This window comes from Shewanella sp. FDAARGOS_354 (assembly GCF_002209245.2).
GTDB classification, from domain to species: Bacteria; Pseudomonadota; Gammaproteobacteria; order Enterobacterales; family Shewanellaceae; genus Shewanella; species Shewanella xiamenensis.
In genome coordinates, this window is the sequence record NZ_CP022089.2 from 21,530 (window position 1) to 43,943 (window position 22,414).

At 43.5% G+C, this 22,414-nt stretch carries 25 protein-coding genes and 1 tRNA gene; 21 read left to right on the forward strand and 5 right to left on the reverse strand.

Annotated features, from left to right (window positions below):
• Nucleotides 1-43 precede the first annotated feature (43 nt).
• Together CEQ32_RS00100 and CEQ32_RS00105 are read right to left on the reverse strand one after the other, a co-directional pair.
• A tRNA-Arg gene (locus CEQ32_RS00100) sits at nt 44-119 on the reverse strand.
• Between the two features lie 55 nt (nt 120-174).
• Entirely contained in the window at nt 175-1,350 is a 1,176-nt protein-coding gene (locus CEQ32_RS00105; protein WP_088586925.1) for a flagellar assembly protein FlgT, read from the reverse strand.
• Between the two features lie 278 nt (nt 1,351-1,628).
• On the opposite strand from CEQ32_RS00105, the gene CEQ32_RS00110 reads away from it, so the two are divergent.
• On the forward strand, nt 1,629-2,261 hold the full coding sequence (locus tag CEQ32_RS00110) for a FlgO family outer membrane protein (RefSeq protein WP_037420623.1): 633 nt from the start codon (nt 1,629-1,631) through the stop codon (nt 2,259-2,261).
• Nucleotides 2,258-2,707 carry an LPP20 family lipoprotein gene (locus CEQ32_RS00115; protein ID WP_037420620.1) on the forward strand — a complete coding sequence of 150 codons (450 nt, stop codon included), beginning with the start codon at nt 2,258-2,260 and terminating at the stop codon, nt 2,705-2,707. Before CEQ32_RS00110 ends, CEQ32_RS00115 begins: the two co-directional genes overlap by 4 nt.
• A 122-nt stretch (nt 2,708-2,829) precedes the next feature.
• Here CEQ32_RS00115 and CEQ32_RS00120 read toward each other — a convergent pair whose 3' ends face one another.
• The 3 genes from CEQ32_RS00120 to flgA form a co-directional block, all read right to left on the reverse strand.
• The gene (locus CEQ32_RS00120; RefSeq protein WP_037420616.1) at nt 2,830-3,255 is read right to left on the reverse strand and encodes a flagella synthesis protein FlgN; all 426 of its coding nucleotides are present in this window, start codon (nt 3,253-3,255) and stop codon (nt 2,830-2,832) included.
• Between the two features lie 2 nt (nt 3,256-3,257).
• Complete coding sequence (gene flgM, locus CEQ32_RS00125; protein ID WP_037420613.1) at nt 3,258-3,584, reverse strand: flagellar biosynthesis anti-sigma factor FlgM; 327 nt, start codon at nt 3,582-3,584, stop codon at nt 3,258-3,260.
• A 75-nt stretch (nt 3,585-3,659) separates the two neighbouring features.
• Nucleotides 3,660-4,367, reverse strand: a complete 708-nt coding sequence (gene flgA, locus CEQ32_RS00130; protein WP_088585282.1) for a flagellar basal body P-ring formation chaperone FlgA — start codon at nt 4,365-4,367, stop codon at nt 3,660-3,662.
• A gap of 205 nt (nt 4,368-4,572) precedes the next feature.
• Between flgA and CEQ32_RS00135 the strand changes: the two genes are divergently transcribed.
• The 19 genes from CEQ32_RS00135 to fliS all read left to right on the forward strand — a co-directional run bounded on the left by CEQ32_RS00135 (nt 4,573) and on the right by fliS (nt 22,227).
• On the forward strand, nt 4,573-5,493 hold the full coding sequence (locus CEQ32_RS00135) for a chemotaxis protein CheV (RefSeq protein ID WP_037420608.1): 921 nt from the start codon (nt 4,573-4,575) through the stop codon (nt 5,491-5,493).
• Nucleotides 5,494-5,595: 102 nt separating this feature from the next.
• Nucleotides 5,596-6,435, forward strand: coding sequence for a CheR family methyltransferase (locus CEQ32_RS00140; RefSeq protein WP_055647448.1), 840 nt, complete (start codon nt 5,596-5,598; stop codon nt 6,433-6,435).
• Nucleotides 6,436-6,578: 143 nt separating this feature from the next.
• Nucleotides 6,579-6,983, forward strand: coding sequence for a flagellar basal body rod protein FlgB (gene flgB, locus CEQ32_RS00145; RefSeq protein WP_037424822.1), 405 nt, complete (start codon nt 6,579-6,581; stop codon nt 6,981-6,983).
• Between the two features lie 2 nt (nt 6,984-6,985).
• Nucleotides 6,986-7,402, forward strand: a complete 417-nt coding sequence (gene flgC / locus CEQ32_RS00150; RefSeq protein ID WP_011716396.1) for a flagellar basal body rod protein FlgC — start codon at nt 6,986-6,988, stop codon at nt 7,400-7,402.
• 24 nt (nt 7,403-7,426) lie between these two features.
• Nucleotides 7,427-8,206, forward strand: a complete 780-nt coding sequence (gene flgD, locus CEQ32_RS00155) for a flagellar hook assembly protein FlgD (RefSeq protein WP_037420602.1) — start codon at nt 7,427-7,429, stop codon at nt 8,204-8,206.
• Nucleotides 8,207-8,275: 69 nt separating this feature from the next.
• Nucleotides 8,276-9,637 carry a flagellar hook protein FlgE gene (flgE, locus tag CEQ32_RS00160; RefSeq protein ID WP_047539503.1) on the forward strand — a complete coding sequence of 454 codons (1,362 nt, stop codon included), beginning with the start codon at nt 8,276-8,278 and terminating at the stop codon, nt 9,635-9,637.
• 171 nt (nt 9,638-9,808) lie between these two features.
• Nucleotides 9,809-10,552: a flagellar basal-body rod protein FlgF gene (flgF, locus tag CEQ32_RS00165; RefSeq protein WP_088585283.1), complete on the forward strand. Its 744-nt coding sequence runs from the start codon at nt 9,809-9,811 to the stop codon at nt 10,550-10,552.
• Nucleotides 10,553-10,562: 10 nt separating this feature from the next.
• Nucleotides 10,563-11,351 carry a flagellar basal-body rod protein FlgG gene (flgG, locus tag CEQ32_RS00170; RefSeq protein WP_011716400.1) on the forward strand — a complete coding sequence of 263 codons (789 nt, stop codon included), beginning with the start codon at nt 10,563-10,565 and terminating at the stop codon, nt 11,349-11,351.
• Nucleotides 11,352-11,363: 12 nt separating this feature from the next.
• On the forward strand, nt 11,364-12,038 hold the full coding sequence (flgH, locus tag CEQ32_RS00175; RefSeq protein WP_011716401.1) for a flagellar basal body L-ring protein FlgH: 675 nt from the start codon (nt 11,364-11,366) through the stop codon (nt 12,036-12,038).
• 11 nt (nt 12,039-12,049) lie between these two features.
• A complete protein-coding gene (locus CEQ32_RS00180; protein WP_055647450.1) occupies nt 12,050-13,141 on the forward strand; it encodes a flagellar basal body P-ring protein FlgI in 1,092 nt (363 codons plus the stop codon).
• A 17-nt stretch (nt 13,142-13,158) separates the two neighbouring features.
• Nucleotides 13,159-14,313: a flagellar assembly peptidoglycan hydrolase FlgJ gene (locus CEQ32_RS00185; protein WP_088585284.1), complete on the forward strand. Its 1,155-nt coding sequence runs from the start codon at nt 13,159-13,161 to the stop codon at nt 14,311-14,313.
• A 40-nt stretch (nt 14,314-14,353) separates the two neighbouring features.
• Nucleotides 14,354-16,279: a flagellar hook-associated protein FlgK gene (gene flgK, locus CEQ32_RS00190; protein ID WP_122040723.1), complete on the forward strand. Its 1,926-nt coding sequence runs from the start codon at nt 14,354-14,356 to the stop codon at nt 16,277-16,279.
• A gap of 11 nt (nt 16,280-16,290) precedes the next feature.
• Nucleotides 16,291-17,502: a flagellar hook-associated protein FlgL gene (gene flgL, locus CEQ32_RS00195; protein WP_011716405.1), complete on the forward strand. Its 1,212-nt coding sequence runs from the start codon at nt 16,291-16,293 to the stop codon at nt 17,500-17,502.
• A gap of 102 nt (nt 17,503-17,604) precedes the next feature.
• Nucleotides 17,605-18,432, forward strand: coding sequence for a flagellin (locus tag CEQ32_RS00200; protein ID WP_088585285.1), 828 nt, complete (start codon nt 17,605-17,607; stop codon nt 18,430-18,432).
• 256 nt (nt 18,433-18,688) lie between these two features.
• Nucleotides 18,689-19,513 carry a flagellin gene (locus CEQ32_RS00205; protein ID WP_088585286.1) on the forward strand — a complete coding sequence of 275 codons (825 nt, stop codon included), beginning with the start codon at nt 18,689-18,691 and terminating at the stop codon, nt 19,511-19,513.
• A 137-nt stretch (nt 19,514-19,650) separates the two neighbouring features.
• Complete coding sequence (locus CEQ32_RS00210) at nt 19,651-20,037, forward strand: flagellar protein FlaG (protein ID WP_088585287.1); 387 nt, start codon at nt 19,651-19,653, stop codon at nt 20,035-20,037.
• A 48-nt stretch (nt 20,038-20,085) separates the two neighbouring features.
• Nucleotides 20,086-21,456: a flagellar filament capping protein FliD gene (gene fliD / locus CEQ32_RS00215; RefSeq protein ID WP_088585288.1), complete on the forward strand. Its 1,371-nt coding sequence runs from the start codon at nt 20,086-20,088 to the stop codon at nt 21,454-21,456.
• Nucleotides 21,457-21,486: 30 nt separating this feature from the next.
• Nucleotides 21,487-21,807, forward strand: coding sequence for a flagella biosynthesis chaperone for FliD, FliT (locus CEQ32_RS00220; protein ID WP_088585289.1), 321 nt, complete (start codon nt 21,487-21,489; stop codon nt 21,805-21,807).
• Nucleotides 21,808-21,813: 6 nt separating this feature from the next.
• Nucleotides 21,814-22,227 carry a flagellar export chaperone FliS gene (fliS, locus tag CEQ32_RS00225; RefSeq protein ID WP_088585290.1) on the forward strand — a complete coding sequence of 138 codons (414 nt, stop codon included), beginning with the start codon at nt 21,814-21,816 and terminating at the stop codon, nt 22,225-22,227.
• Nucleotides 22,228-22,414 lie beyond the last annotated feature (187 nt).

Genomic DNA, 22,414 nt, shown 5'->3' on the forward strand with positions numbered 1-22,414 from the left:
TTTCCTCGGAAGCTTTCGTTTTGATATTACCGACATCACTATCTGGTCTCTCCACAGGGACTCGAACCCCGATCGGCCGCTTAGGAGGCGGCTGCTCTATCCTGTTGAGCTATGAAGAGACGCTGGTGATTATACTGGTTTTATCTTTGATTAAAAGGCTTATGATTTAGTTGCTTAAATCTTAAGCGCGATGTCGTTTATCTGTACATTGTAAACCGCATTTTGGTCAACGAGTACGGCTGTTGCACTTTCTTCACTCACTTGTTCAATTTGCACTGTTGCTCGGCTTTTGGTAGCAATGGCACGCATTTCATTGAGTCTATCTGGTAAATTGCGTTGTAACACCACTTGGAACTTATCGCCAACTCTAATGCCATGTTTTCGGCCTAGGTTGAGGATAATCCTGTCTCCTTGACGACTGACAACTTGCCCAAGTAGTGGTCTACAGTTGAGCGTGTTATCAATATCGCGAGTCGCTTCTTGCAGCAGTTGGCTGATATTTTTGCCGTAGGATGAACGCCAAAATCTATCACTATTGGGGGCAACAATGGCTTGTTCCTCAAATTCCCACCGAGCCGATGTGCTGTAGGTTTTGTTCCATACTTCTTCACCGCTAATGCCGTGATAAAGGCTAAGCTTTAATTGGAACTGCCTTTGTGGCGCTTCATCCCACCATCCCATAAAGGTGGCTTGTACTGGCTCAGTTGAAATATCAATAATTTGCGGTAATAAAATGTATTGGCTATCGGTAATTTCACTCAGCCAACTCGGAAGTCTATAGCCGCGGATATCGACCAGTTCTTGTGCGATATCGAGCCTTTCTTTGGCATGGATATGGCTGTATCCAGTTGATGAGTAGCCATCAATACTATTACCGAGTCTTTCGGATATGACTTCTTCAAATCCTGATAATTGGCCGTAGCGTAATTGTGCTCGATCTTTTATTTGGGCTTGGGGAATAAGGATCGCGGCTTTTAATTGGCCCGTAGGGCATTGTTGTGTTGGGTCATCATTCAGATCGAGCCTGAGCGACACATAAATTTTATTCCCTTGAATGCGTTCACTTACTAACTGAATACTAATCGCTTGAGCGTTACGATTAATGGCGAAGCTGTCTTGTGTGAGATTGCCGTTGGTGGTTTGTTGTTCACTGGATATTTGGATCCCGGTGCTGAGGGTGGCATAGCTAACCGCTTGATTGATAGCTTCTTCCCGCGCTTGGGCAATGTTGCCATTAGTGATGATTGCTTCACCACTGGCTTCGACCCATTCTGCTTGCGCGTGATTGGCTTGAAGCGCGGCCAGCAGTAGGCTGCTAATGATGAGCAAGTGCTTTCTGAGTATGTTCATTAATAAGCCCTTCAGGTCAATTGTGCCAATCAGTTGAGTCAGTTTAATGGCGGTTTTATTGGCTGTAAAAGCAAGTTCCGTGCCTAATTTATGAAATATACCCAAACCATCTGAAGTTGCTGAATAGGTATAGAGGGTAAAGTTATTGGCATCGTTGTCGATAATCAGGTGAGTAAATCAAGGATTGTATTTTGACTTGGTCTAATATTTGCAATCTTTTTGACTAAAGATTGCGGCTCGCTTTGAGGCGCATTGATATCGATAATGAGGTTATTCCCATGCTAAAGCGTGCGTTCATTCCCCTGGCTCTTTTGGCGCTGATTGGGTGTGCGACTAAACCCGTTGTGCCGCCAAAACCTAGCCTAGTTGACGGCAATGGTTTGCCGCCGACAGCGGTGATTAATCATTTAGCTCAGCGTATTGTGACCGAGCTAGTCAAGCAAAATGATGCATTGCGTCCTGATCAACCTATCGTTGTAACTACACCAGTATTAGTGGGCGACATGACGAGTACGAATGCGGTTGCGCTGCAATTGCAGCAGGGACTCATGGCATCGTTGCACAGTTTTCAATTTAACGTGGTGGAGTTAAATCTCGCCGATGGACTGCGTGTTACTGGTGAGGGCGATTTTATTTTGACGCGTGACTGGCAAAAATTGTCTACTAATTTGCCTGTTGACCATATTGTGGTATCCACGATGAGCCCGACGACCAATGGCTTAGCCATTAATACTCGAATCGTTACCTTAAGTAACAACCGAGTGGTGTCAGCTTCACAGACCTTTGTTACACAAAAAGAATTAAGCAATTATATGCAGCCCTCTGAGCAAGTGATCTCCCACGATGGGATTTTATATCGTCAGTCGGCTCCCGGTATGAATGAAGTGCGTGTATTAGGAGATGGAAAATGAAACGCTACCTGTTAGTGATTGCGGCGCTTCTACTGACAAGTTGTGCCTCTAGAGACAAGTATGTGCAGTGGGAAGATGTCCCTCCATCTAGCTTCCCGAAGCTAACGGCCATTGGTTATGCCCCGTTAGCAACTCAACCAGCGAAAGAGCAATCTCAAAGAATGTTGATGGCGATGCAAGCATCCAAAATTGTGGCTTACCGTGAGCTAGCTGAACAAGTATACGGTCAAAAGATTACCGCTAACAGCAGTGTCAGTGATTGGATGCTAACCGATGATAATGTTAAAGCTTCAGTCACTGGGGTGATCCGCGGCGCAAGAGTAGTTAAAAGTTATCCCGCAGGTGAGCATTACGTTACTGAGTTAGAACTTGATTTTTCTAAGGTATGGCAAATCTATCAACAGCAGAGTCGGCCACAGAGAATTAAAGAAGTCACTTACTTTTAAGGTGTCATCTCCTATCAACCAGAAGACAAGCATGAGATGGTTTGGGTACAGATAATCGATAAACAAAAACCGCGCTAACTAAGCGCGGTTTTTGTTTGAAATCCGTTTGTTCTTATAACGCCTTACGCTTTTAGATCATTGCCTAAGCTTGAGATTGTCGAGGTTTTACCTTTATCGTTATACGTCAGCGTGGTGGCATTTCGGCTCGCCTGCAAGGCTTGAGCAAAGCGGTTTAGGCTTGCAAGATTCATCTCGATCAAACTAGCATTTTGTGCGTTGAGATCTTTGCATTCTGCGAGTGCCTCTTTAACCACTGCCATTTTATCGGATAGCTCAACTTGCTCCGTGAGTAAGGCTTTATCGCTGTGACTAGCCAGCAAGTCATCATTTGCTTTAAGGGCTTGTAGACATGTTGATTTTTGCTCAGCAAGCGACAAAAGCAAATCGGCGTTTTGGTCAACCAAAGCGCCTTTTTCCTTAAGAATAATTTGTTTAAGAACAGCCAAATGGGCGTGTTGTTGATCTACCAGTTTAGCTATTTCTGTCATAGTTACTCTTTATTAAGCTCATTTAATTCTGCTTCGAAGCTGGCAATATTCGCAGCCAACTTTTCGGGATCAATTTTATAACGACCTTCGGCAATGGCTTGTTTTATTTCGGCCACCTTCTTTTGGTCGACTTCAGGTAGACTGGCCATTTTGGTTTGAGCTCCTTGTAACTGTTGAGCTTGAGCCGTAATGACAACAGAGTCACCTTTTAGTTGAGTTGATTTAGCCGCTACCTGAGAGGTTTTCTCGCTTTCGCTGCTTTGTTTAGTGCTGTTTGAACGGACTTGTGCGGCCGCTCCGGCGTTAAATTTGCTAATATCAATTGCCATTTTAGGCTCCAGCGTCATGTATACGGGATTTCTTAACTGGGGTATCGGCAGCTTATCGAAAAGCTTTAGCTTATTTTACATTCTAACTTCTACTTCGCCAATCGCCGTAATTATGGCATCTAGCTCTTTGTTAGAACTGCTATTTTTGATTCGAATTTGGTCGCCGATATTACCATCTTGCAGCGCCTCTCCCACAGTTTTTAGTACGAAGTTATTTGAACGCACATAAATCGACACTGTGTCATTTTTACAGACAAAGCAAAGGTTGTTCGCAAAAATAGGATAATTTTTCGCGACTCGGCGTTTAACTCTCACGCCTGTTAGCTGATTAGTATCGCTAAATTGCATGCCACGCAAACTATTTTGGTCAACATAGCGGATCTCGACCTGTAAAGAACTGATTAATTCACCTGGCGCTAAGGTTTCGGTTGCGACCACAACAGGAAAAAGAATGTCTACTCTAACAGACATAAAAATCTGCCAAGGGTAGGCGAGATCGGGGGTATCACAACTAACTTTTATGGTGTTATTACGGCTAATTTCGCGTTCTGAAGCTAATTCGACCCTTATTGGTGATGTACACTGTGCTGGCAGCATTCGGTTATCGACCGTTTGTGGATTAATGTCGACTTTCGCATTTGCAGGTACAGCAATCTTTTCATTAATAAGGGCTTTAGCTAATTCGGATATCGCCGATACGCTAGGTATCACGGGTTCAGCCTTAGCTGCCGTGGATAGAAAAAGTGCGAAAATACTCAAAAAATAGACTAAATTTACTTTCATAATGAAGAGACTAGCTTGTAACGCCAGAATACACCTATACTTTTATCAAGCGTGAAACTGTTCAATGCTTCTTTCTTAGATTTTTGGTGTCAGAAGTTTGACTTAGTTTCAACTATGTTTATCGATAACAAGACGTAAGCAATTAATATGCCTATACTCAAACGAGTTTTAGGGCCGTACATAAACAGAACAACAAGGCAGAGTTATGTCGAGTATTCTTGATTCAGTCAACAAACGAACCCAACTCGTAGGTCAAAACCGGCTAGAACTATTGCTATTTAAGTTAAATGGTCGTCAACGGTTTGGGATAAACGTATTTAAAGTGAAAGAGGTTTTGCAATGCCCGCCATTAACGACATTGCCTAAACTCAATCCTTACGTCAAAGGAGTTGCCCATATTCGCGGCACAACTATTTCTGTTATCGATCTGAGTGCGGCAACGGGGGGGCGTCCGTTAGCGAGCACTGAAAATTGCTTTATCATCATTTCGGAATATAACCGTAGTGTGCAGGGGTTCTTGGTTAGTTCTGTTGAACGTATTATCAACATGAACTGGGAAGCTATTATGCCGCCACCGCAAGGTGCTGGGCGTTATTCCTATTTAACCGCGGTTACCGAGATTGAAGGTGAGTTGGTTGAAATCTTAGATGTTGAAAAGATTTTAGATGAAATCTCACCTGTCAAAACGGCCATTAGTGAAGAGGTTAATGAGCAACTTACTCTCGATAGAAGTCAGCATTACCATATTATGGTGATTGATGATTCTGCGGTGGCACGCAAGCAAATTATTCGGTCGTTAGAGTCGTTAAATTTACAAATTGACACGGCAAAAGATGGTCGTGAGGCACTTGATAAGCTCAAGGCCATTGCAAGTGAAATGAATAACGTTGCCGATGAAATTCCACTCATTATCTCCGATATTGAGATGCCCGAAATGGATGGTTATACCTTAACGGCTGAGATCCGTGATGATCCTAAGCTTAAAAATATCAAGGTGGTACTGCACACCTCATTAAGCGGTGTCTTTAACCAAGCCATGGTACAAAAGGTTGGTGCCAATGACTTTATCGCAAAATTTAACCCTGACGAATTAGCTGCGGCAGTGAACAAGCATTTAAGTTTGTAGTGAGAGTGTGGGTTAGTGCCTAGTTGAGCTTTACGCTATAATCTAGCCCTTATTACATGATTGTTGTGCACTTATTTTGGTGCTTGCTATAGGATCTAGGACGTGAATGTGCCTGATAAATCACTCGCTGAAGCCGAATATAATCAATTTAGGTTGTTTTTAGAACAACATAGCGGCATCGTGCTAGGTGAAAATAAACAATACCTCGTACGTAGTCGTCTCGCGCCATTGATGGGCAAATATAACCTTCCTTCGTTATCCGATGTGGTAAAGCATTCGATGAAACCCACGGAACGAGCTTTACGAGCTGAAGTTATTGATGCCATGACCACTAATGAAACCTTATGGTTTCGTGATCGTTATCCATTTGAATTGCTTAATAATGCGCTATTACCAGAATACAGTAAGTTAGGTAGACCTTTAAAGATATGGTCTGCAGCTTGCTCGTCGGGTCAAGAGCCATATTCTTTAGCGATGACCATATTAGAGTACCAGCAAAAAAAACCTGGGGCGCTGCCTGGTGGTGCCTCGATTCAAGCAACGGATCTTTCGCCTTCTATGTTGGAGCGTTGTAAAAATGCTGAGTATGATAGTTTAGCGTTAGCACGTGGATTGTCTGAAGAACGTAAGCGGCAGTTTTTTGATGCTTTGCCTTCTGGCAACATGCGCATAAAAGATAACGTTAAACGTCTCGTCAATTTCCGAGCTCATAACTTGCTCGAGAGTTACACTTTGTTGGGTAAGTTTGACATTATTTTTTGCCGAAATGTGTTGATCTATTTTGCCCCTGAGGCAAAAGCAAAAATTTTGCGGCAATTTGCTGCCGCGTTAAATCCCAAAGGTATCCTCTTTTTAGGCGCATCCGAATCCATTGCTGGCCTTACTGATGAATTTGATATGGTTCGTTGTAACCCTGGCATTTATTACCAAAAGAAAACTTAAGGATTTGATTTTAATTGATAATTACCGGCATAGTTCGGTAATTTTTTTATCTGCTATATCCCTCACAAACTTTATTACCTCCCATAAAAGTATTGGCACATGAATTGCTTTGTTCCCGTGAGTGACACGATGGAGGCAATTTTATGGCGATTAATTTTGATAAGGCACTGGGTGTTCACCAATTCACGTTGGGGATCCGTGCTGAGCGGGCTGAAGTGATTTCAAGCAATATCGCAAATGCTGATACGCCACATTATAAAGCCCGTGACGTCGATTTTTCTGCCGCCTTAAATGTTGCTAAAACCCAGCAACAACAGCGTAATAGCTTAGAGATGACCGCTGATGAGCAGCATTTTGGGCTAGCGCAGCTAACCGGGCAGTACGTTAAATTTCGAGTGCCGAATCAACCCGATACTGGGGATGGCAATACTGTCGACGTTCAACAAGAGCAATCAGCATTTATGCAAAATGCTCTCGAATATCAAATGTCTCTGGGGTTTTTAGACAGTAAATTTAGCGGTATGAAAAAAGCGCTGAGAGGGGATTAATCATGAGTTTATTTAATATCTTCGATGTTGCGGGGTCTGGCATGTCAGCCCAGTCTCTGCGGCTAAATACTACCGCGAGTAACATTGCTAACGCAGATTCAGTCTCCAGCAGTGTAGATAAAACTTACCGTTCTCGTCATCCTATTTTCGAAGCAGAAATGGCCAAGGCGCAAAGTCAGCAACAAGCTTCCCAAGGTGTCACGGTGAAAGGCATCGTCGAGAGTGATAAGCCCCTATTAAAAGAGTATTCGCCGGATCATCCGATGGCGGATGCTGATGGCTTTATTTACAAACCAAATGTGAATGTCATGGAAGAAATGGCTGACATGATTTCAGCTTCTCGCTCATATCAGATGAATGTTCAAGTGGCTGAGGCGGCAAAATCTATGCTGCAACAAACACTTGGGATGGGTAAATAATATGCGTTATTTAGGAGGTACGTTGTGAGCCTCATTAACCAACTGAGTCAAACCTCATCGCAGCTGACTCAAACAAACACTCAATCGAATACGGTATCAACCAATACCACGAAAACGTCGACTAGCTCTACAGGTAACCCATTTTTGGATGGATTACGTTTGCCGAATAGTTCTGCTGTTCCAGAGGCTAAGAGTCAGCAGCTCACTCAAGAGGATTTTTTCTCATTACTCAGCCAGCAGTTATCGATGCAGGATCCCTTCAAGCCCGTTGATAACGACCAGATGATTGCACAGATGGCATCTTTTTCTACTGTTGATGGCATTTCTAAGTTAAATGATCAAATTGTTAATTTAAACAGTGTGATGACATCAAGCCAAGCTTTGCAAGCATCGGGATTAGTTGGGCGAAAAGTGCTGTTACCGACTGATACGGGTTATATCTCTGCAGAAAGCCCAGGCTTAAATGGTGTGATCAGTACTTCAGAGAAAATTCCCGTCATTAATGTTCGAATCGAAGATGATAAGGGGCAAGTCGTTAGAACATTTACTGTTGATGGTAGTAAGGGGGGTAACACTGATGTCAAGTGGGATGGTTTGAATGATAAAGGAGAACCCGTTGCTGCAGGTAATTACTCGATTAAAGCATCGGGTTTGGTGAATGATAAATCACAAGCGTTAGCTGTATCGACCTATGCGCATGTGACCAGTGTTTCCTTAGGTACTGCAGCGACTGGCGCCATTTTGAATCTCAAGGGTGGAATGGCCTTTAAACTGTCGGATGTACTTGCGATTAGTGAAGTTTAATCGTTATCAAGATTGTAAATGGACATCACACTTGTCCATCATTGAATTGAGCAAATATAGAGGTGAATTATGTCGTTTAACATTGCATTGAGTGGCATTTCTGCTGCGCAGAAAGATTTGAACACTACTGCGAACAATATCGCGAATGCTAACACCATTGGCTTTAAAGAGTCGCGTGCTGAATTTGCGGATGTTTACGCTAATTCAATTTTCTCAAACTCAAAAACCGCTGTGGGTGGCGGTGTGGCTACGAGCCAAGTGGCGCAGCAATTCCACCAAGGTAGTTTGCAACTGACGAATAACTCGTTAGATTTAGCGATTAAAGGCGGTGGCTTTTTTGTAACTGCGTCCGAGATAGGTACCTTGGATCATCAGTTTACTCGGGCAGGTGCTTTCAAAGTCGACAAAAATAATTATATGGTTGACTCAGCAGGGAATTTTTTGCAGACCTTTCCAGTAGATAAAGATGGTAACTCTACCTCTGTCAGTTTAACGACAGCTAAGCCAGTACAAATTCCTGATACTGCAGGTAGCCCTGTTCAAACTGAAAACGTGACTTTGCAGATGAATTTAAATGCAAAAGAAGGTTCACTCGATCCTGCTGCTTTTGATCCTTTAGACTCCAAAACCTATAACAGTGTGACATCCATGACGATTTATGACTCTCTGGGTGAGCCACATATCATGACGACCTATTTCGTCAAGCCAAATAATGGCTCATATAATGGTGAAAACAACTGGGTTGCATACTATGCCATTGATGGTAAACAAGTTGATATTTCTGGCCCTGCTGGTACATATCAGACTGACACCAATGGTGATGGCACTCCCGATGCCTCTGGCACAGCTCAAACGGCTGGCGGCTGGAAGGGATCGGTTCTGAAGTTTAATTCTGTCGGTGTGTATACTGGGAGTGATCCGGCAGTCGTCGCCACCGAAGCGCTAGGGGTTGGCGGCGCTGGCGTGTTAGGCCCTGGTGCTGATGGCACTCAAGCCGTGACTATTAAATTTAATGCACCAACCCAATATTCAGCTCCCTTTGCCGCCACTGAATTGTCACAGGACGGTACCACAGTAGGGCGTTTAACCAATGTCGAAATTGGTGAAGATGGTTTGATCACTGCCAGTTACTCCAATGGTTCAACAGTGCCATTAGCCCGCGTTGCTTTAGTTCGCTTTGCAAACGAGCAAGGTTTGACACAAGTGGGTAATACCTCGTGGAAAGCCAGTTTATCGTCAGGTCCTGCGCTGGCTGGTGAGCCTAACAGTGGTACGTTTGGTAGTCTCAGTTCTTCAGCGTTAGAGCAATCTAACATTGACTTGACGACTGAGCTGGTGGATTTGATTTCGGCACAACGTAACTTCCAAGCCAACTCACGTACGCTGGAAGTGAATAACACTCTGCAACAAACTGTTCTGCAAATTCGTTAAGTTAATCTTGCCTCTGCTAAGTGTTGCCGCAAGCGGCAACACTTAGCCTCTTTCTGTTGTGCATTCATTCGTTTATTAAAATCTCCTAATTTATCAGTTAACTAGCTGCTTATTTTATTGGCATGATGTTTGCTTTGCTATTGTCAGGTTGAAACTTTGACGGAGCAGTCTGTGGACAAATTCCTTTATATCTCCATGAGCGGCGCTAAGCAAAATATGAATGAGTTGGCTTTGCGTGCCAACAACTTAGCCAACGCAAATACCGATGGATTTAAGTCGGATATGGCGCAAGCCAGATCGATGCAAGCCTTTGGTGAAGGATTGCCGACAAGGGTCTTTGCCATGGTTGAAACCCCCTCCGCCAATTTTCGTTCGGGCCCGATTAAATCTACTGGACGCGATCTTGACGTTGCCATTAAAGGTGACGGTTGGTTTGCCGTGCAAGCACAGGATGGTAGTGAAGCTTATACCCGTTCTGGCAGTCTCAGTTTTGACTCAACAGGTTTATTGCATAACGACCGTGGTAATCCCGTGATGGGTGATGCCGGACCGATTGTGTTACCGCTGCCAATTGAAAAGGTCACTATTTCACAGGATGGGATTATCTCTGTTCGTCCTCAAGGTGCGACGACAGAAGTCGTCGAAGAGGTAGGAAGATTAAAGTTAGTAAACCCCGGCAATGCACAAATGATGCGCGGCGAGGATGGGTTGTTCCGTTTGGTATCCGGTGATCCGGCGCCTGCCGATCCCAGTGTATTTGTAGAAAGTGGTGCTGTAGAGGGCAGTAACGTCAACCCCGTAGATGAGATGGTGTCCTTAATCGACCTACAGCGACAATTTGAATTGCAAGTGAAGATGATGAAAACCGCGGAAGAAAATGACCGCGCTTCATCCTCATTAATGCGGGTTAGTTAGGAGATAAATTATGCATCCAGCGTTATGGATTAGTAAAACTGGCTTAGACGCACAGCAAACCGATATTGCGGTGATTTCAAACAACGTCGCTAACGCCAGTACTGTGGGCTATAAAAAAAGCCGCGCGGTATTTGAAGACTTACTTTATCAAACTGTTAACCAAGCGGGTGGGATCAGCGCCTCTAACACTAAGTTGCCAAACGGTTTGAACATTGGTGCGGGTACCAAGGTGGTAGCCACCCAAAAAATGTTTACCCAAGGCAATATGCTGACCACGGATAACTCGCTCGATTTGATGATTGAAGGTCCTGGATTTTTCGAAGTGCAGCTCCCCGATGGGACTACGGCTTATACCCGTAATGGTCAATTTACCTTAGATGATACAGGGCAAATTGTCACGCCGGGTTCGGGTTATGTGTTGCAACCTGCGATCACTATTCCTGAGGATGCAACCAGTATTACTGTCTCTGCTGAAGGGGAAGTCTCGGTAAAAACACCAGGTGCGGCGGAAAACCAAGTCGTTGGGCAGCTCAGTATGACCGACTTTATTAACCCGTCGGGTTTAGATCCTATGGGACAAAACCTATACACCGAAACTGGTGCGAGTGGTACGCCTATTCAAGGCACTGCATCACTTGATGGTATGGGAGCGATTCGTCAAGGTGCGTTAGAAACCTCTAACGTGAACGTGACCGAAGAGCTAGTTAACCTCATTGAAAGTCAGCGGATCTACGAGATGAACTCCAAAGTGATTTCGGCGGTCGATCAGATGCTGGCTTATGTGAATCAGAATCTATAGAGGCACATGATCATGGCTAGATATCTACTATTGGCTAGTACGCTCTTGCTGGCGGCATGTAGTTCAACTCCAAAGAAGCCGATTGCGGATGATCCCTTCTATGCCCCAGTTTATCCCGAAGCACCACCGACTAAAATTGCTGCAACGGGGTCGATTTACCAAGATAGCCAAGCGGCGAGTCTTTACTCGGATATTCGTGCCCATAAAGTCGGTGACATTATCACTATCGTGTTGAAAGAAGCGACTCAGGCGAAAAAGAGTGCCGGTAATCAGATCAAAAAAGGTTCTGATATGACACTCGATCCCATTTATGCCGGTGGGAGCAATGTGTCTTTAGGCGGTATTCCCCTCGATTTACGCTACAAAGACAGCATGAATACTAAGCGTGAATCCGATGCAGATCAAAGCAATAGCTTAGATGGCAGTATCTCCGCCAATATTATGCAAGTGCTCAATAACGGTAACTTAGTTGTGCGCGGTGAAAAGTGGATTTCAATCAACAATGGTGATGAGTTTATTCGCGTGACCGGTATTGTACGCTCGCAGGATATCAAGCCAGATAACACCATTGATTCAACCCGTATGGCCAATGCGCGTATTCAATATAGCGGTACTGGTACTTTCGCCGAAGCGCAAAAAGTGGGCTGGTTAAGCCAGTTCTTTATGAGCGATTGGTGGCCCTTCTAAGGAGTCATATCATGAAATATAAACTCATTTTGGCCGTTGTTATGTTAGCGTTTTCGATGCCAAGCCAGGCTGAACGCATTAAAGATATTGCTAATGTGCAAGGGGTACGAAATAACCAGTTAATTGGTTATGGCTTAGTCGTGGGGTTACCTGGTACGGGTGAGAAAACCAATTACACAGAGCAAACATTCACCACCATGCTTAAAAATTTCGGCATCAATTTGCCTGAAAATTTTAGACCCAAAATCAAAAACGTAGCCGTGGTTGCTGTGCATGCCGATATGCCAGCGTTTATTAAACCGGGCCAAGAATTGGATGTGACCGTTTCAAGCCTCGGTGAAGCAAAAAGCTTACGTGGTGGGACGTTATTGCAAACCTTCCTCAAAGGGGTTGATGGCAATGTATATGCGATTGCCCAAGGCAGCTTAGTGGTAAGTGGTTTTAGTGCCGATGGTTTGGATGGTTCGAAAGTGATTCAAAACACGCCAACGGTTGGCCGTATTCCTAACGGCGCAATTGTTGAACGCACTGTGGCTACGCCGTTTTCTACTGGCGATTATTTGACGTTTAACCTACGTCGCTCGGATTTTTCGACCGCGCAGCGTATGGCCGATGCGATTAATGATCTGCTCGGCCCTGATATGGCACGCCCATTGGATGCAACGTCGATTCAGGTCAGTGCACCAAGGGATGTATCACAACGGGTGTCTTTTTTAGCTACGCTCGAAAATATTGAGGTGGAACCTGCTGAGGAGTCTGCCAAAGTGATTGTGAATTCGCGTACTGGCACGATAGTCGTTGGGCAGAACGTCAAGTTATTACCTGCGGCTGTGACTCATGGTGGTTTGACTGTGACGATCGCCGAAGCGACTCAGGTGTCTCAGCCAAATGCGCTAGCCAATGGCCAAACAACAGTGACCAGCAATAGCACGATAAATGCGACTGAAAGTGATCGTCGGATGTTTATGTTTAATCCCGGCACGACCTTAGATGAATTAGTGCGCGCCGTGAATTTGGTCGGTGCAGCCCCTTCTGATGTCCTTGCCATTCTGGAAGCGTTAAAAGTGGCAGGAGCTTTGCATGGTGAACTTATCATCATCTAATTTCTGTCGGGAAAATCATGGAAAAGCTTTCAAGTTCATCACATTTTCTTGATCTGGGCGGGCTCGATAACCTGCGCGCCCAGGCTCAGAAAGATGAAAAGGGCGCTTTGAAAAAAGTCGCCCAGCAATTTGAAGGCGTTTTTGTGCAAATGCTGATGAAGAGCATGCGTGATGCTAATGCGGTGTTTGAGTCTGACAGCCCTCTCAATAGTCAATACACCAAATTTTATGAGCAGATGCGGGATCAGCAATTATCCGTCGACTTATCGGATAAAGGTGTGCTGGGGCTGGCTGACATGATGGTGCAGCAGTTGTCTCCTGAGTCAAGCCAGCTAACACCTGCATCGGTGCTACGTAATGATGGTGGCATGAAACTAGAACATGACGCTAAAGCCTTTAATATTCCTGTTCAAGCCCCATCGACTGCTGAAGCTATAAATAGCAACACTTCAGAACAAGCCGCACAAGGTGTACCTGCATCGATAGCGCGTCCAAATGTTGAATTTGAAAAGGCCGATGGTGTCACTTCTTCCTTAGACATTGACCGACCTGAACGCTTGTTGGCGATAGATACACCTAAGCCTACCTGGTCTGAGCAACCCTTATCACCGATAGAACCTGTTATCAGCGGCCAAATATTGCCGACAGTGGCATTTAGAGAAACCCAAAAGACACTCAAATTTGGTAGTCGGGAAGAGTTTTTGGCGACCTTGTATCCCCATGCAGAAAAAGCGGCTAAGGCTTTGGGTACCCAACCTGAAGTGCTACTGGCGCAGTCGGCGCTCGAAACCGGTTGGGGACAGAAAATTGTACGAGGTAGCAATGGTGCACCTAGTCACAACCTATTCAACATTAAGGCTGATCGCCGTTGGCTTGGGGATAAGGCTAACGTGAGTACCTTGGAGTTTGAGCAGGGTATTGCCGTTAGACAAAAAGCCGATTTTCGCGTTTACACTGATTTTGAACATAGTTTTAACGATTTTGTCACCTTTATTGCTGAGGGTGAGCGTTATCAAGATGCTAAAAAAGTCGCCGCTTCACCAACCCAATTTATTCGTGCATTGCAGGATGCGGGCTATGCCACCGATCCAAAATATGCTGAGAAAGTCATTAAAGTGATGCAGACAATAAGCCAAGAGCTTAAGTCGATACTGCAAGGAGAAGACAAATGATAAATCTTCATAGGTTATTAGTTCTGAGGAGTGTCGGCTAATGGCGATTGACCTATTAAATATTGCTCGTACTGGGGTGCTAGCCTCGCAGTCGCAACTTGGGGTTACCAGTAATAACATTGCCAACGCGAATACCGCAGGTTATCACAGGCAGGTGGCAACCCAGTCGACGCTAGAGTCACAACGGCTTGGTAATAGTTTTTATGGCACGGGGACTTACGTTGATGATGTAAAACGTATTTACAACGACTATGCGGCAAGAGAATTACGTATTGGACAAACAACCCTAAGTGGTGCTGAAGCGAGTTATGGCAAACTCAGTGAGCTCGACCAACTGTTTTCTCAAACCGGTAAAATGGTGCCGCAGAGCTTAAATTCTCTCTTTGCTGGAGTAAACAGTTTAGCGGATTTACCTGCTGATTTAGGTCTTCGCAGCTCAACCCTGACTGATGCTAAACAAGTGGCAAGTAGCTTGAATCAGATGCAATCGAGTCTAAATGGCCAGCTTACGCAAACCAATGACCAGATCACGGGGATGACTAAGCGCATCAACGAGATTAGTAAGGAGCTGGCTAATTTAAATCTCGAGCTGATGAAATCGCCAAATCAAGATGCCATGTTACTCGATAAGCAAGATGCACTCATTCAAGAGCTAAGCCAATATGCTCAGGTGAATGTAATTCCTCAAGAGAATGGTGCAAAAAGTATTATGTTAGGTGGTTCGGTGATGTTGGTTTCCGGTGAAATCGCCATGACGATGGATACTAAAACTGGAGATCCATTTCCCAATGAATTGCAATTGACGTCAAGTATTGGCTCACAAAGTGTTGCTGCCGATCCGAGCAAGTTAGGTGGGCAATTAGGGGCGTTGTTTGAGTACCGTGATCAAACGTTAATTCCTGCAAGCCATGAGCTTGATCAGTTGGCCCTGGGGATTGCTGATAACTTCAACAAAATGCAGCAACAAGGATTAGATCTAAATGGCCAAGTGGGAGCGAATATCTTTAGGGATATTAATGATCCTTTGATGTCATTGGGTCGTGTTGGTGGCTATTCAAACAATACTGGTAACGCAACCTTAGGCGTGAATATTGATGACACAAGCTTATTAACGGGTGGCTCATATGAGTTATCTTTTACTGCGCCGGCCTCCTATGAACTAAGGGATACAGAAACAGGGGTAATTACACCACTGACGTTAAATGGGTCGACCTTAGAAGGTGGTGCTGGATTTTCAATCGATATTAAAGCAGGGGCGATGGCTTCAGGTGATCGCTTTATTATTCGACCTACTGCGGGCGCCGCTAACGGCATTACCGTTGAAATGACGGATCCTAAAGGCATTGCTGCGGCTTCGCCTAAAATAACACCAGATACCGCGAACTCGGGTAATACCCAAGTTAAAGTGACGCAAATTACTAATCGTAGTGCCGCCAACTTTCCCGTTACTGGCAGTGAATTGACTATTCAGCTCGATACTACGGCTGCGCCTCCAACCTATGAAGCATTCGATGCCTCCGGAACCTCCCTTGGCGCCGCCGCTCCTTATACACCACCAAGTATTAGTGCCTTTGGTTTTACCTTTGAAGTTGATAGCACTGCAGCCGCTAGCAATGACAGATTTACCTTCGATTTATCCTTCGCCGAGGGTGATAACTCTAATGCTGTCGCTATGGCTAAGTTGAGCGAAAGTAAAGTGATGAATGGGGGGAAGTCAACCTTAGCGGATGTATTTGAAAATACAAAAATTGACATAGGCAGTAAGACAAAAGCGGCCGAAGTGCGTGTAGGGTCTGCAGAGGCTATTTACCAACAAGCCTATGCCAGAGTAGAAAGCGAATCGGGCGTCAACTTAGATGAAGAAGCCGCCAATTTAATGCGTTTTCAACAGGCTTATCAAGCCTCTGCTCGTATCATGACTACGGCACAACAAATTTTTGACACCCTATTAACTTCAGTGCGTTAGGAGATTTAATCATGCGACTATCATCCGCGCAGATCTTTAATCAAAGCATTACGAGTGTACTGCAAAAGCAAACGGCAACTAGCAAGATCCTCGAACAGCTCAGTAGCGGCAAAAAAGTCAATACTGCGGGTGATGATCCCGTTGCGGCGCTAGGTATCGATAACCTGAATCAACGCAATGCCTTAGTCGATCAATTTATGAAGAATATTGACTACGCGACTAATCGATTAGCAGTAACTGAAAGTAAGTTGGGGAGTGCCGAAAATCTGGCATCTTCCATACGTGAACAAGTTATGCGAGCGGTAAACGGCACACTAGCGGATTCTGAGCGGCAAATGATTGCCGATGAAATGAAAGGAAGCTTAGAAGAGTTACTGTCTATTGCCAATAGTAAGGATGAATCTGGCAACTATATGTTCTCTGGTTACAGCACGGATAAAGAGCCTTTTGCTTTCGATAACTCTACACCACCCAAAATAGTTTATAGCGGTGATTCTGGCATTCGAAATAGTTTAGTGCAGTCTGGCGTTGCACTAGGAACTAATGTCCCTGGCGACACCGCTTTTATGAAAGCCCCCAATGGACTTGGCGATTATAGTGTCAATTATTTGGCCAGCCAGCAGGGCGAGTTTAGTGTTAAAACGGCGAAGATTGCTGATCCAGCAACTTATCTAGCTGATACATATACATTTAATTTTTCAGATAATGGTTCTGGTGGAACCAATTTACAAGTACTTGATTCAGCCAATAATCCAGTGGCGAACATTGCTAATTTTGATGCGGCAACCCCTGTAAGTTTTAATGGTATTGAAGTCAACATTTCTGGAAAACCCAGCGCTGGCGATAGTTTCACCATGGAGCCACAGTCTGAAGTCAGCATTTTCGATACAATCAGTCGTGCGATCGCATTAATTGAAGATCCTAATTCAGCTAACACACCTCAAGGTCGATCTCAGTTGGCACAGATATTGAATGACATCGATAGTGGTGTCAATCAGATCAGTTCTGCCAGAAGTGTGGCGGGGAATAATCTGAAAGCCGTTGAAAGCTACAAAGATACTCACATCGAGGAACAAGTGTTGAATACATCTGCTCTTTCTCTACTTGAGGATCTTGATTACGCGTCAGCGATTACGGAATTTGCAAAGCAGCAGCTTGCATTGAACGCAGTCTCTAGCGTGTTTAGTAAGGTGGGTTCTGTTTCCCTGTTTGATTATATTTAAGCGTGATATTTTGGGGTAACAACCTGAATACATAGGTAGTTTCAAGATTGGAAATGGCCAAGCTTCGAAGTCTTGGCAAGATACTTAGAAGAGGAAAAAATTATGGCTATTACAGTTAATACCAACGTGACTTCGATGAAGGCACAGAAAAATTTAAATACATCCAGTAGTGGCTTAGCAACCTCTATGGAACGTCTATCGAGTGGTCTGCGTATTAATAGCGCCAAAGATGACGCTGCGGGTTTAGCAATCTCAAACCGTTTAAATAGTCAAGTGCGGGGCTTAGATGTGGGTATGCGTAATGCAAACGATGCCATTTCTATTGCCCAGATTGCTGAAGGCGCAATGCAAGAGCAGACTAATATGTTGCAACGTATGCGTGATTTGACCATCCAAGCAGAAAACGGTGCGAACTCAACTTCTGATATTGATGCAATTAAATCAGAAATTGATGCATTAGCCTCTGAAATCTCAGCAATTGCAAACTCTACAGCATTTGGTAACACTAAATTACTGGATGGTTCATTTTCTACTGGTAAGACATTCCAAGTGGGGCACCAGAATAAAGAGGATATTACGGTTTCTGTGTCTAAAGTGACTGCAAGTGCTCTAAAGGTGCAGGCTTCGGATGTTAAGGTTTCTACTGCAGCCCAGAGAAGTACTTCACTAACAAATATTGATGCAGCAATTAAAGCCATTGATAAGCAAAGATCAAACTTGGGTGCGATTCAGAATAGGTTAGCTTATAACATTAGTAATAGTGCTAATACTCAAGCTAACGTTGCCGATGCGAAGAGCCGTATTGTGGATGTTGACTTTGCGAAAGAAACGTCAGTTATGACTAAGAACCAAGTACTGCAACAGACTGGGTCTGCGATGCTCGCTCAAGCAAACCAATTACCACAAGTGGCGTTGTCATTGTTGGGCTAAGCTTAAGTTAGCGTATCTTTTGTAGAGTACTTTTGCCTACTTTTTCTAGCTACGATTAGAAAAGTAGGCAAAGTTTTTAATTGAAAAGCTTTATCTTTATGAAAAAAAAGATTTTTTTATAAACATAAAAATTTTTTAAAAATAATACTAAAGATAAAAAAAAGATGGCCGTTAAATATACTGTAACCACTAAGACCCGCCTGGCTTAAGCAGACAGGCAAGTTTAGATAAAGCCAGGTATAAAGAGGAAACGATCATGGCCATTACAGTAAACACAAACGTTACATCTTTGAAAGCACAGAAAAACCTAAATACTTCAGCAAGCGGCTTGGCCACCTCCATGGAACGTTTATCCAGTGGTCTGCGTATTAATAGCGCAAAAGATGACGCCGCTGGTTTAGCCATTTCTAACCGTTTAAATAGCCAAGTCCGTGGTTTGGACGTAGGCATGCGTAACGCAAACGATGCAATCTCAATTGCCCAAATTGCTGAAGGTGCGATGCAAGAACAAACTAATATGTTGCAACGTATGCGTGATCTGACTATTCAGTCTGAAAACGGTTCAAATTCTACATCCGATCTTGATGCGATAAAATCAGAGCTGGACGCGCTTGCAACTGAGATTACTGCTATTGCTAATACAACAGCATTTGGTAACACTAAGTTACTGGATGGTTCATTTTCTACTGGTAAGACATTCCAAGTGGGACACCAGAATAAAGAGGATATAGCGGTTTCTGTGTCTAAAGTGACTGCAAGTGCTCTAAAGGTACAGGCTTCGGATGTTAAGGTTTCTACTGCAGCCCAGAGAAGTACTTCACTAACAAATATTGATGCAGCAATTAAGTCAATTGATAACCAAAGGGCAAAATTAGGTGCTATACAAAACCGTTTAGCTTACAACATCAGCAATAGTGCTAATACGCAAGCTAACGTTGCTGATGCGAAGAGCCGTATTGTAGACGTTGACTTTGCGAAAGAAACATCGCAAATGACCAAGAACCAAGTGTTACAACAAACGGGTTCTGCGATGTTGGCACAAGCTAACCAATTACCTCAAGTGGCCTTATCACTACTTTAATAACATACTGAAGTATAAGGCTCTAAGGGAGGTTCGGCAACGGATCTCCCTTTGCCACATTAAAGGTTGATAAAGCTTTTAAAGTAGACTTGTTTTATGATAAATAAAACAAGGGGTTAATATGGTGAGGTGTGGCTATGGATATCAATATATCAAATTCAGCTACTATGGTTCACAATAAAGTCGATTTAGCTCAAGTGTCTCCAAAGACTCCAGCTTCAGGAGTTGAGTTAAAGGGAGATGCCGCAGTATCGACAATTGAACAAACCATTGCACAAGATGGTGTCGATAACGAATTTAATCCGGCTAAACTTACGCAAATTGCTACTGAGCTGTCGGATATGATGTCTATGATGCGTAAGGGGCTTGCATTTAAGGTTGATGAGAAGTCAGGTCAAGCCGTTGTGACTGTTTTAGACAAAGATACGGGTGATGTCATTAGACAAATGCCGAGTGAAGAAGCACTAGCATTAGCTGAAAAGCTATCTGAAGTGACAGGGCTTTTGATGAAAACAGAGGCTTAAATACTGACATTACTAAATATAGTGATAGTTGATGAGTAAGGGGTTTGTATGGCAATCACAGCGACAGGTATCGGTTCAGGGTTAGATACTGCTAACATTGTAAAAGTATTAGTGGATGCTGAAAAAGTTCCTAAAGAAGCAATGTTTAAAGCACAAGAAGATAGCATTAAAGCTGAGGTTTCTGCTATGGGAACCTTAAAAAGCGCACTGACGACATTTCAGGATGCCGTAAAAAAATTACAAACCGGTGAGGCTTTAAATCAACGCAAAATATCCGTTAGTAATAGTACATATTTAACTGCAACTGCTGATAAAACAGCTCAAACAGGTAGTTATGCTATTAAAGTTGAACAGCTTGCTGTCAACCATAAGATTGCAGGAGCAAATGTTGCGAATCCTGCATCTGGTGTTGGTGAAGGAAGCCTAGATTTTGACATCAATGGAAAAAATTTCTCTGTTGATATAGCCGCAACAGATTCCCTTGATGCAATAGCCAAAAAAGTCAATAAAGCTTCTGACAATGTGGGTGTTACCGCAACCGTAGTTACCAGTGATGCTGGTAGTCGATTGGTGTTTAGTTCCAATAAAACGGGTGAGGATAATCAAATCAATATTACTGCGACTGACACTTCAGGCTCAGGGCTCAGTGATATGTTTGATGCCAGTAATATTACAACATTACAAGATGCCAAAAATGCAGTGATCTATATTGATAACCAAAAAGTCACCTCGCAAACTAATGAAGTTAAGAATGCGATTACAGGTGTGACTTTACAGTTAACAGATGCTGATCTTACTAAAACCACTTCACTCAAAATAGAACAAGATAACGATGCAGTTAAAACAAACGTTAAGGCATTTGTTGATGCCTACAATAGCTTAGTTACAACGGTCGATAAGCTGTCATCCTACGATCAAGATACAAATACTGCAGCGGCATTGCAGGGCGACTCGATGATCCGTTCGATTGAATCACAACTCCGTAGTATTGCGAGCGAACGAGTGCCTACCGAAGATGGTGGTTCTATAGCTTTGTATGATATAGGTATCAAAACAGATAGATATGGTAAGTTATCTATTGATGATACTAAGCTTGATAAAGTGCTTTCTGAGGATATGTCTAGTGTTGAAGCTCTCTTTGCTACACCAGAAAAAGGCTTAGCTAATCGGTTTTACGATGTTTCTGAAAGCTATGTTAAATCCCGAGGCCTGATTGCAGATAGAGAGACAAGTTATACTAATCAGCAAAGTAGGTTAGCAGAACAAAGAGAAGCTTTTACTCTTAAAATGGACCAGTTAACTGCCCGTTTAACAAAACAGTTTAATGCAATGGATCTTGTCGTAGGACAACTTAACCAGCAGAGTAGTAGTTTACTTGCTAGTTTAAACTCGCTTCCTGGTGTAGTCAAAAAGAGTTAGTCCTATTGGATTTGTAAGGGGGATAAGCTCGTGAGACAACTTGACGAATTGAATACTGCATTGGGTCAGCTTCTTAGCCAATTGACACGAATTCCCGCAGAATATCCTCAAACTGACGAGTTGGTGTCAAATTTGCAGGTACTCGTTGGAGAGCGTCAACTTTTACTCAATGTATTAGTGGCTGATGCTAGCATGACGGACGCTGATTATCTTCAGTGTCAGCTTGACCTCACTAAAGAGTTCACTATTAAGGCAAATCACATCATGGCGGACAGGCAAGCATTATTACATGCGGGCAGTAAGAATAAGCGCAAGATCAGTGTTTACGAGACTATAGATTCAAATAGGTAGGTGTTTATGAGAGGTTCACTGCAATCATATCGTAAGGTTTCGTTAGAAAGTGAGATCACTGTAGCTTCACCGCATCGAATCATTCAGTTAATGTTTGCTGGAGCGCTGCAACGTTTGGCACAAAGCCGTTACGCTATTGAGCAAAATGATTTGGCCAATAAAGGTATTTATATTAATAAAGCTATCGGTATTATTACTGGTTTAAGTAATAGTTTGAACATGGATGCCGGTGGGCAAATAGCTAAAAATTTGAGTGATTTATACGATTTTATGTTACGTAAGATTTCTGAAGCTAACCTCAATAACGATGTAAAGGCCATTGATGATGTTTGTGATATTTTACGAACCATCAAAGAAGGGTGGGATGCCATCCCTGTAGATAAACACAATATATCTTCCCATACTGAAGAAGCTCGTTAACCCTACTTTTAAGTAATAAAAAAGACGCACCCTAAAGTGCGTCTTTTTTGTCTTGTGTCAATTAATTGACCTTTTTAGCTAGAATCATAGCTTAAATGAACTAAAATCAATTCAGTTTGGCAGAATCGGCATTCGAGGCTTGCTTCTCGACTGCTGATAATACAATATTCATCACAGTAGTGATGGT

Bases quoted from the DNA above. Each gene is read 5' to 3' on its own strand.
- CEQ32_RS00105 (WP_088586925.1), bottom strand. From the start codon at position 1,350: ATGAACATACTCAGAAAGCACTTGCTCATCATTAGCAGCCTACTGCTG.
- CEQ32_RS00110 (WP_037420623.1), top strand. From the start codon at position 1,629: ATGCTAAAGCGTGCGTTCATTCCCCTGGCTCTTTTGGCGCTGATTGGG.
- CEQ32_RS00115 (WP_037420620.1), top strand. From the start codon at position 2,258: ATGAAACGCTACCTGTTAGTGATTGCGGCGCTTCTACTGACAAGTTGT.
- CEQ32_RS00120 (WP_037420616.1), bottom strand. From the start codon at position 3,255: ATGACAGAAATAGCTAAACTGGTAGATCAACAACACGCCCATTTGGCT.
- flgM (WP_037420613.1), bottom strand. From the start codon at position 3,584: ATGGCAATTGATATTAGCAAATTTAACGCCGGAGCGGCCGCACAAGTC.
- flgA (WP_088585282.1), bottom strand. From the start codon at position 4,367: ATGAAAGTAAATTTAGTCTATTTTTTGAGTATTTTCGCACTTTTTCTA.
- CEQ32_RS00135 (WP_037420608.1), top strand. From the start codon at position 4,573: ATGTCGAGTATTCTTGATTCAGTCAACAAACGAACCCAACTCGTAGGT.
- flgB (WP_037424822.1), top strand. From the start codon at position 6,579: ATGGCGATTAATTTTGATAAGGCACTGGGTGTTCACCAATTCACGTTG.
- flgC (WP_011716396.1), top strand. From the start codon at position 6,986: ATGAGTTTATTTAATATCTTCGATGTTGCGGGGTCTGGCATGTCAGCC.
- flgE (WP_047539503.1), top strand. From the start codon at position 8,276: ATGTCGTTTAACATTGCATTGAGTGGCATTTCTGCTGCGCAGAAAGAT.
- flgG (WP_011716400.1), top strand. From the start codon at position 10,563: ATGCATCCAGCGTTATGGATTAGTAAAACTGGCTTAGACGCACAGCAA.
- flgH (WP_011716401.1), top strand. From the start codon at position 11,364: ATGGCTAGATATCTACTATTGGCTAGTACGCTCTTGCTGGCGGCATGT.
- CEQ32_RS00180 (WP_055647450.1), top strand. From the start codon at position 12,050: ATGAAATATAAACTCATTTTGGCCGTTGTTATGTTAGCGTTTTCGATG.
- CEQ32_RS00185 (WP_088585284.1), top strand. From the start codon at position 13,159: ATGGAAAAGCTTTCAAGTTCATCACATTTTCTTGATCTGGGCGGGCTC.
- flgK (WP_122040723.1), top strand. From the start codon at position 14,354: ATGGCGATTGACCTATTAAATATTGCTCGTACTGGGGTGCTAGCCTCG.
- flgL (WP_011716405.1), top strand. From the start codon at position 16,291: ATGCGACTATCATCCGCGCAGATCTTTAATCAAAGCATTACGAGTGTA.
- CEQ32_RS00200 (WP_088585285.1), top strand. From the start codon at position 17,605: ATGGCTATTACAGTTAATACCAACGTGACTTCGATGAAGGCACAGAAA.
- CEQ32_RS00205 (WP_088585286.1), top strand. From the start codon at position 18,689: ATGGCCATTACAGTAAACACAAACGTTACATCTTTGAAAGCACAGAAA.
- CEQ32_RS00210 (WP_088585287.1), top strand. From the start codon at position 19,651: ATGGATATCAATATATCAAATTCAGCTACTATGGTTCACAATAAAGTC.
- fliD (WP_088585288.1), top strand. From the start codon at position 20,086: ATGGCAATCACAGCGACAGGTATCGGTTCAGGGTTAGATACTGCTAAC.
- fliS (WP_088585290.1), top strand. From the start codon at position 21,814: ATGAGAGGTTCACTGCAATCATATCGTAAGGTTTCGTTAGAAAGTGAG.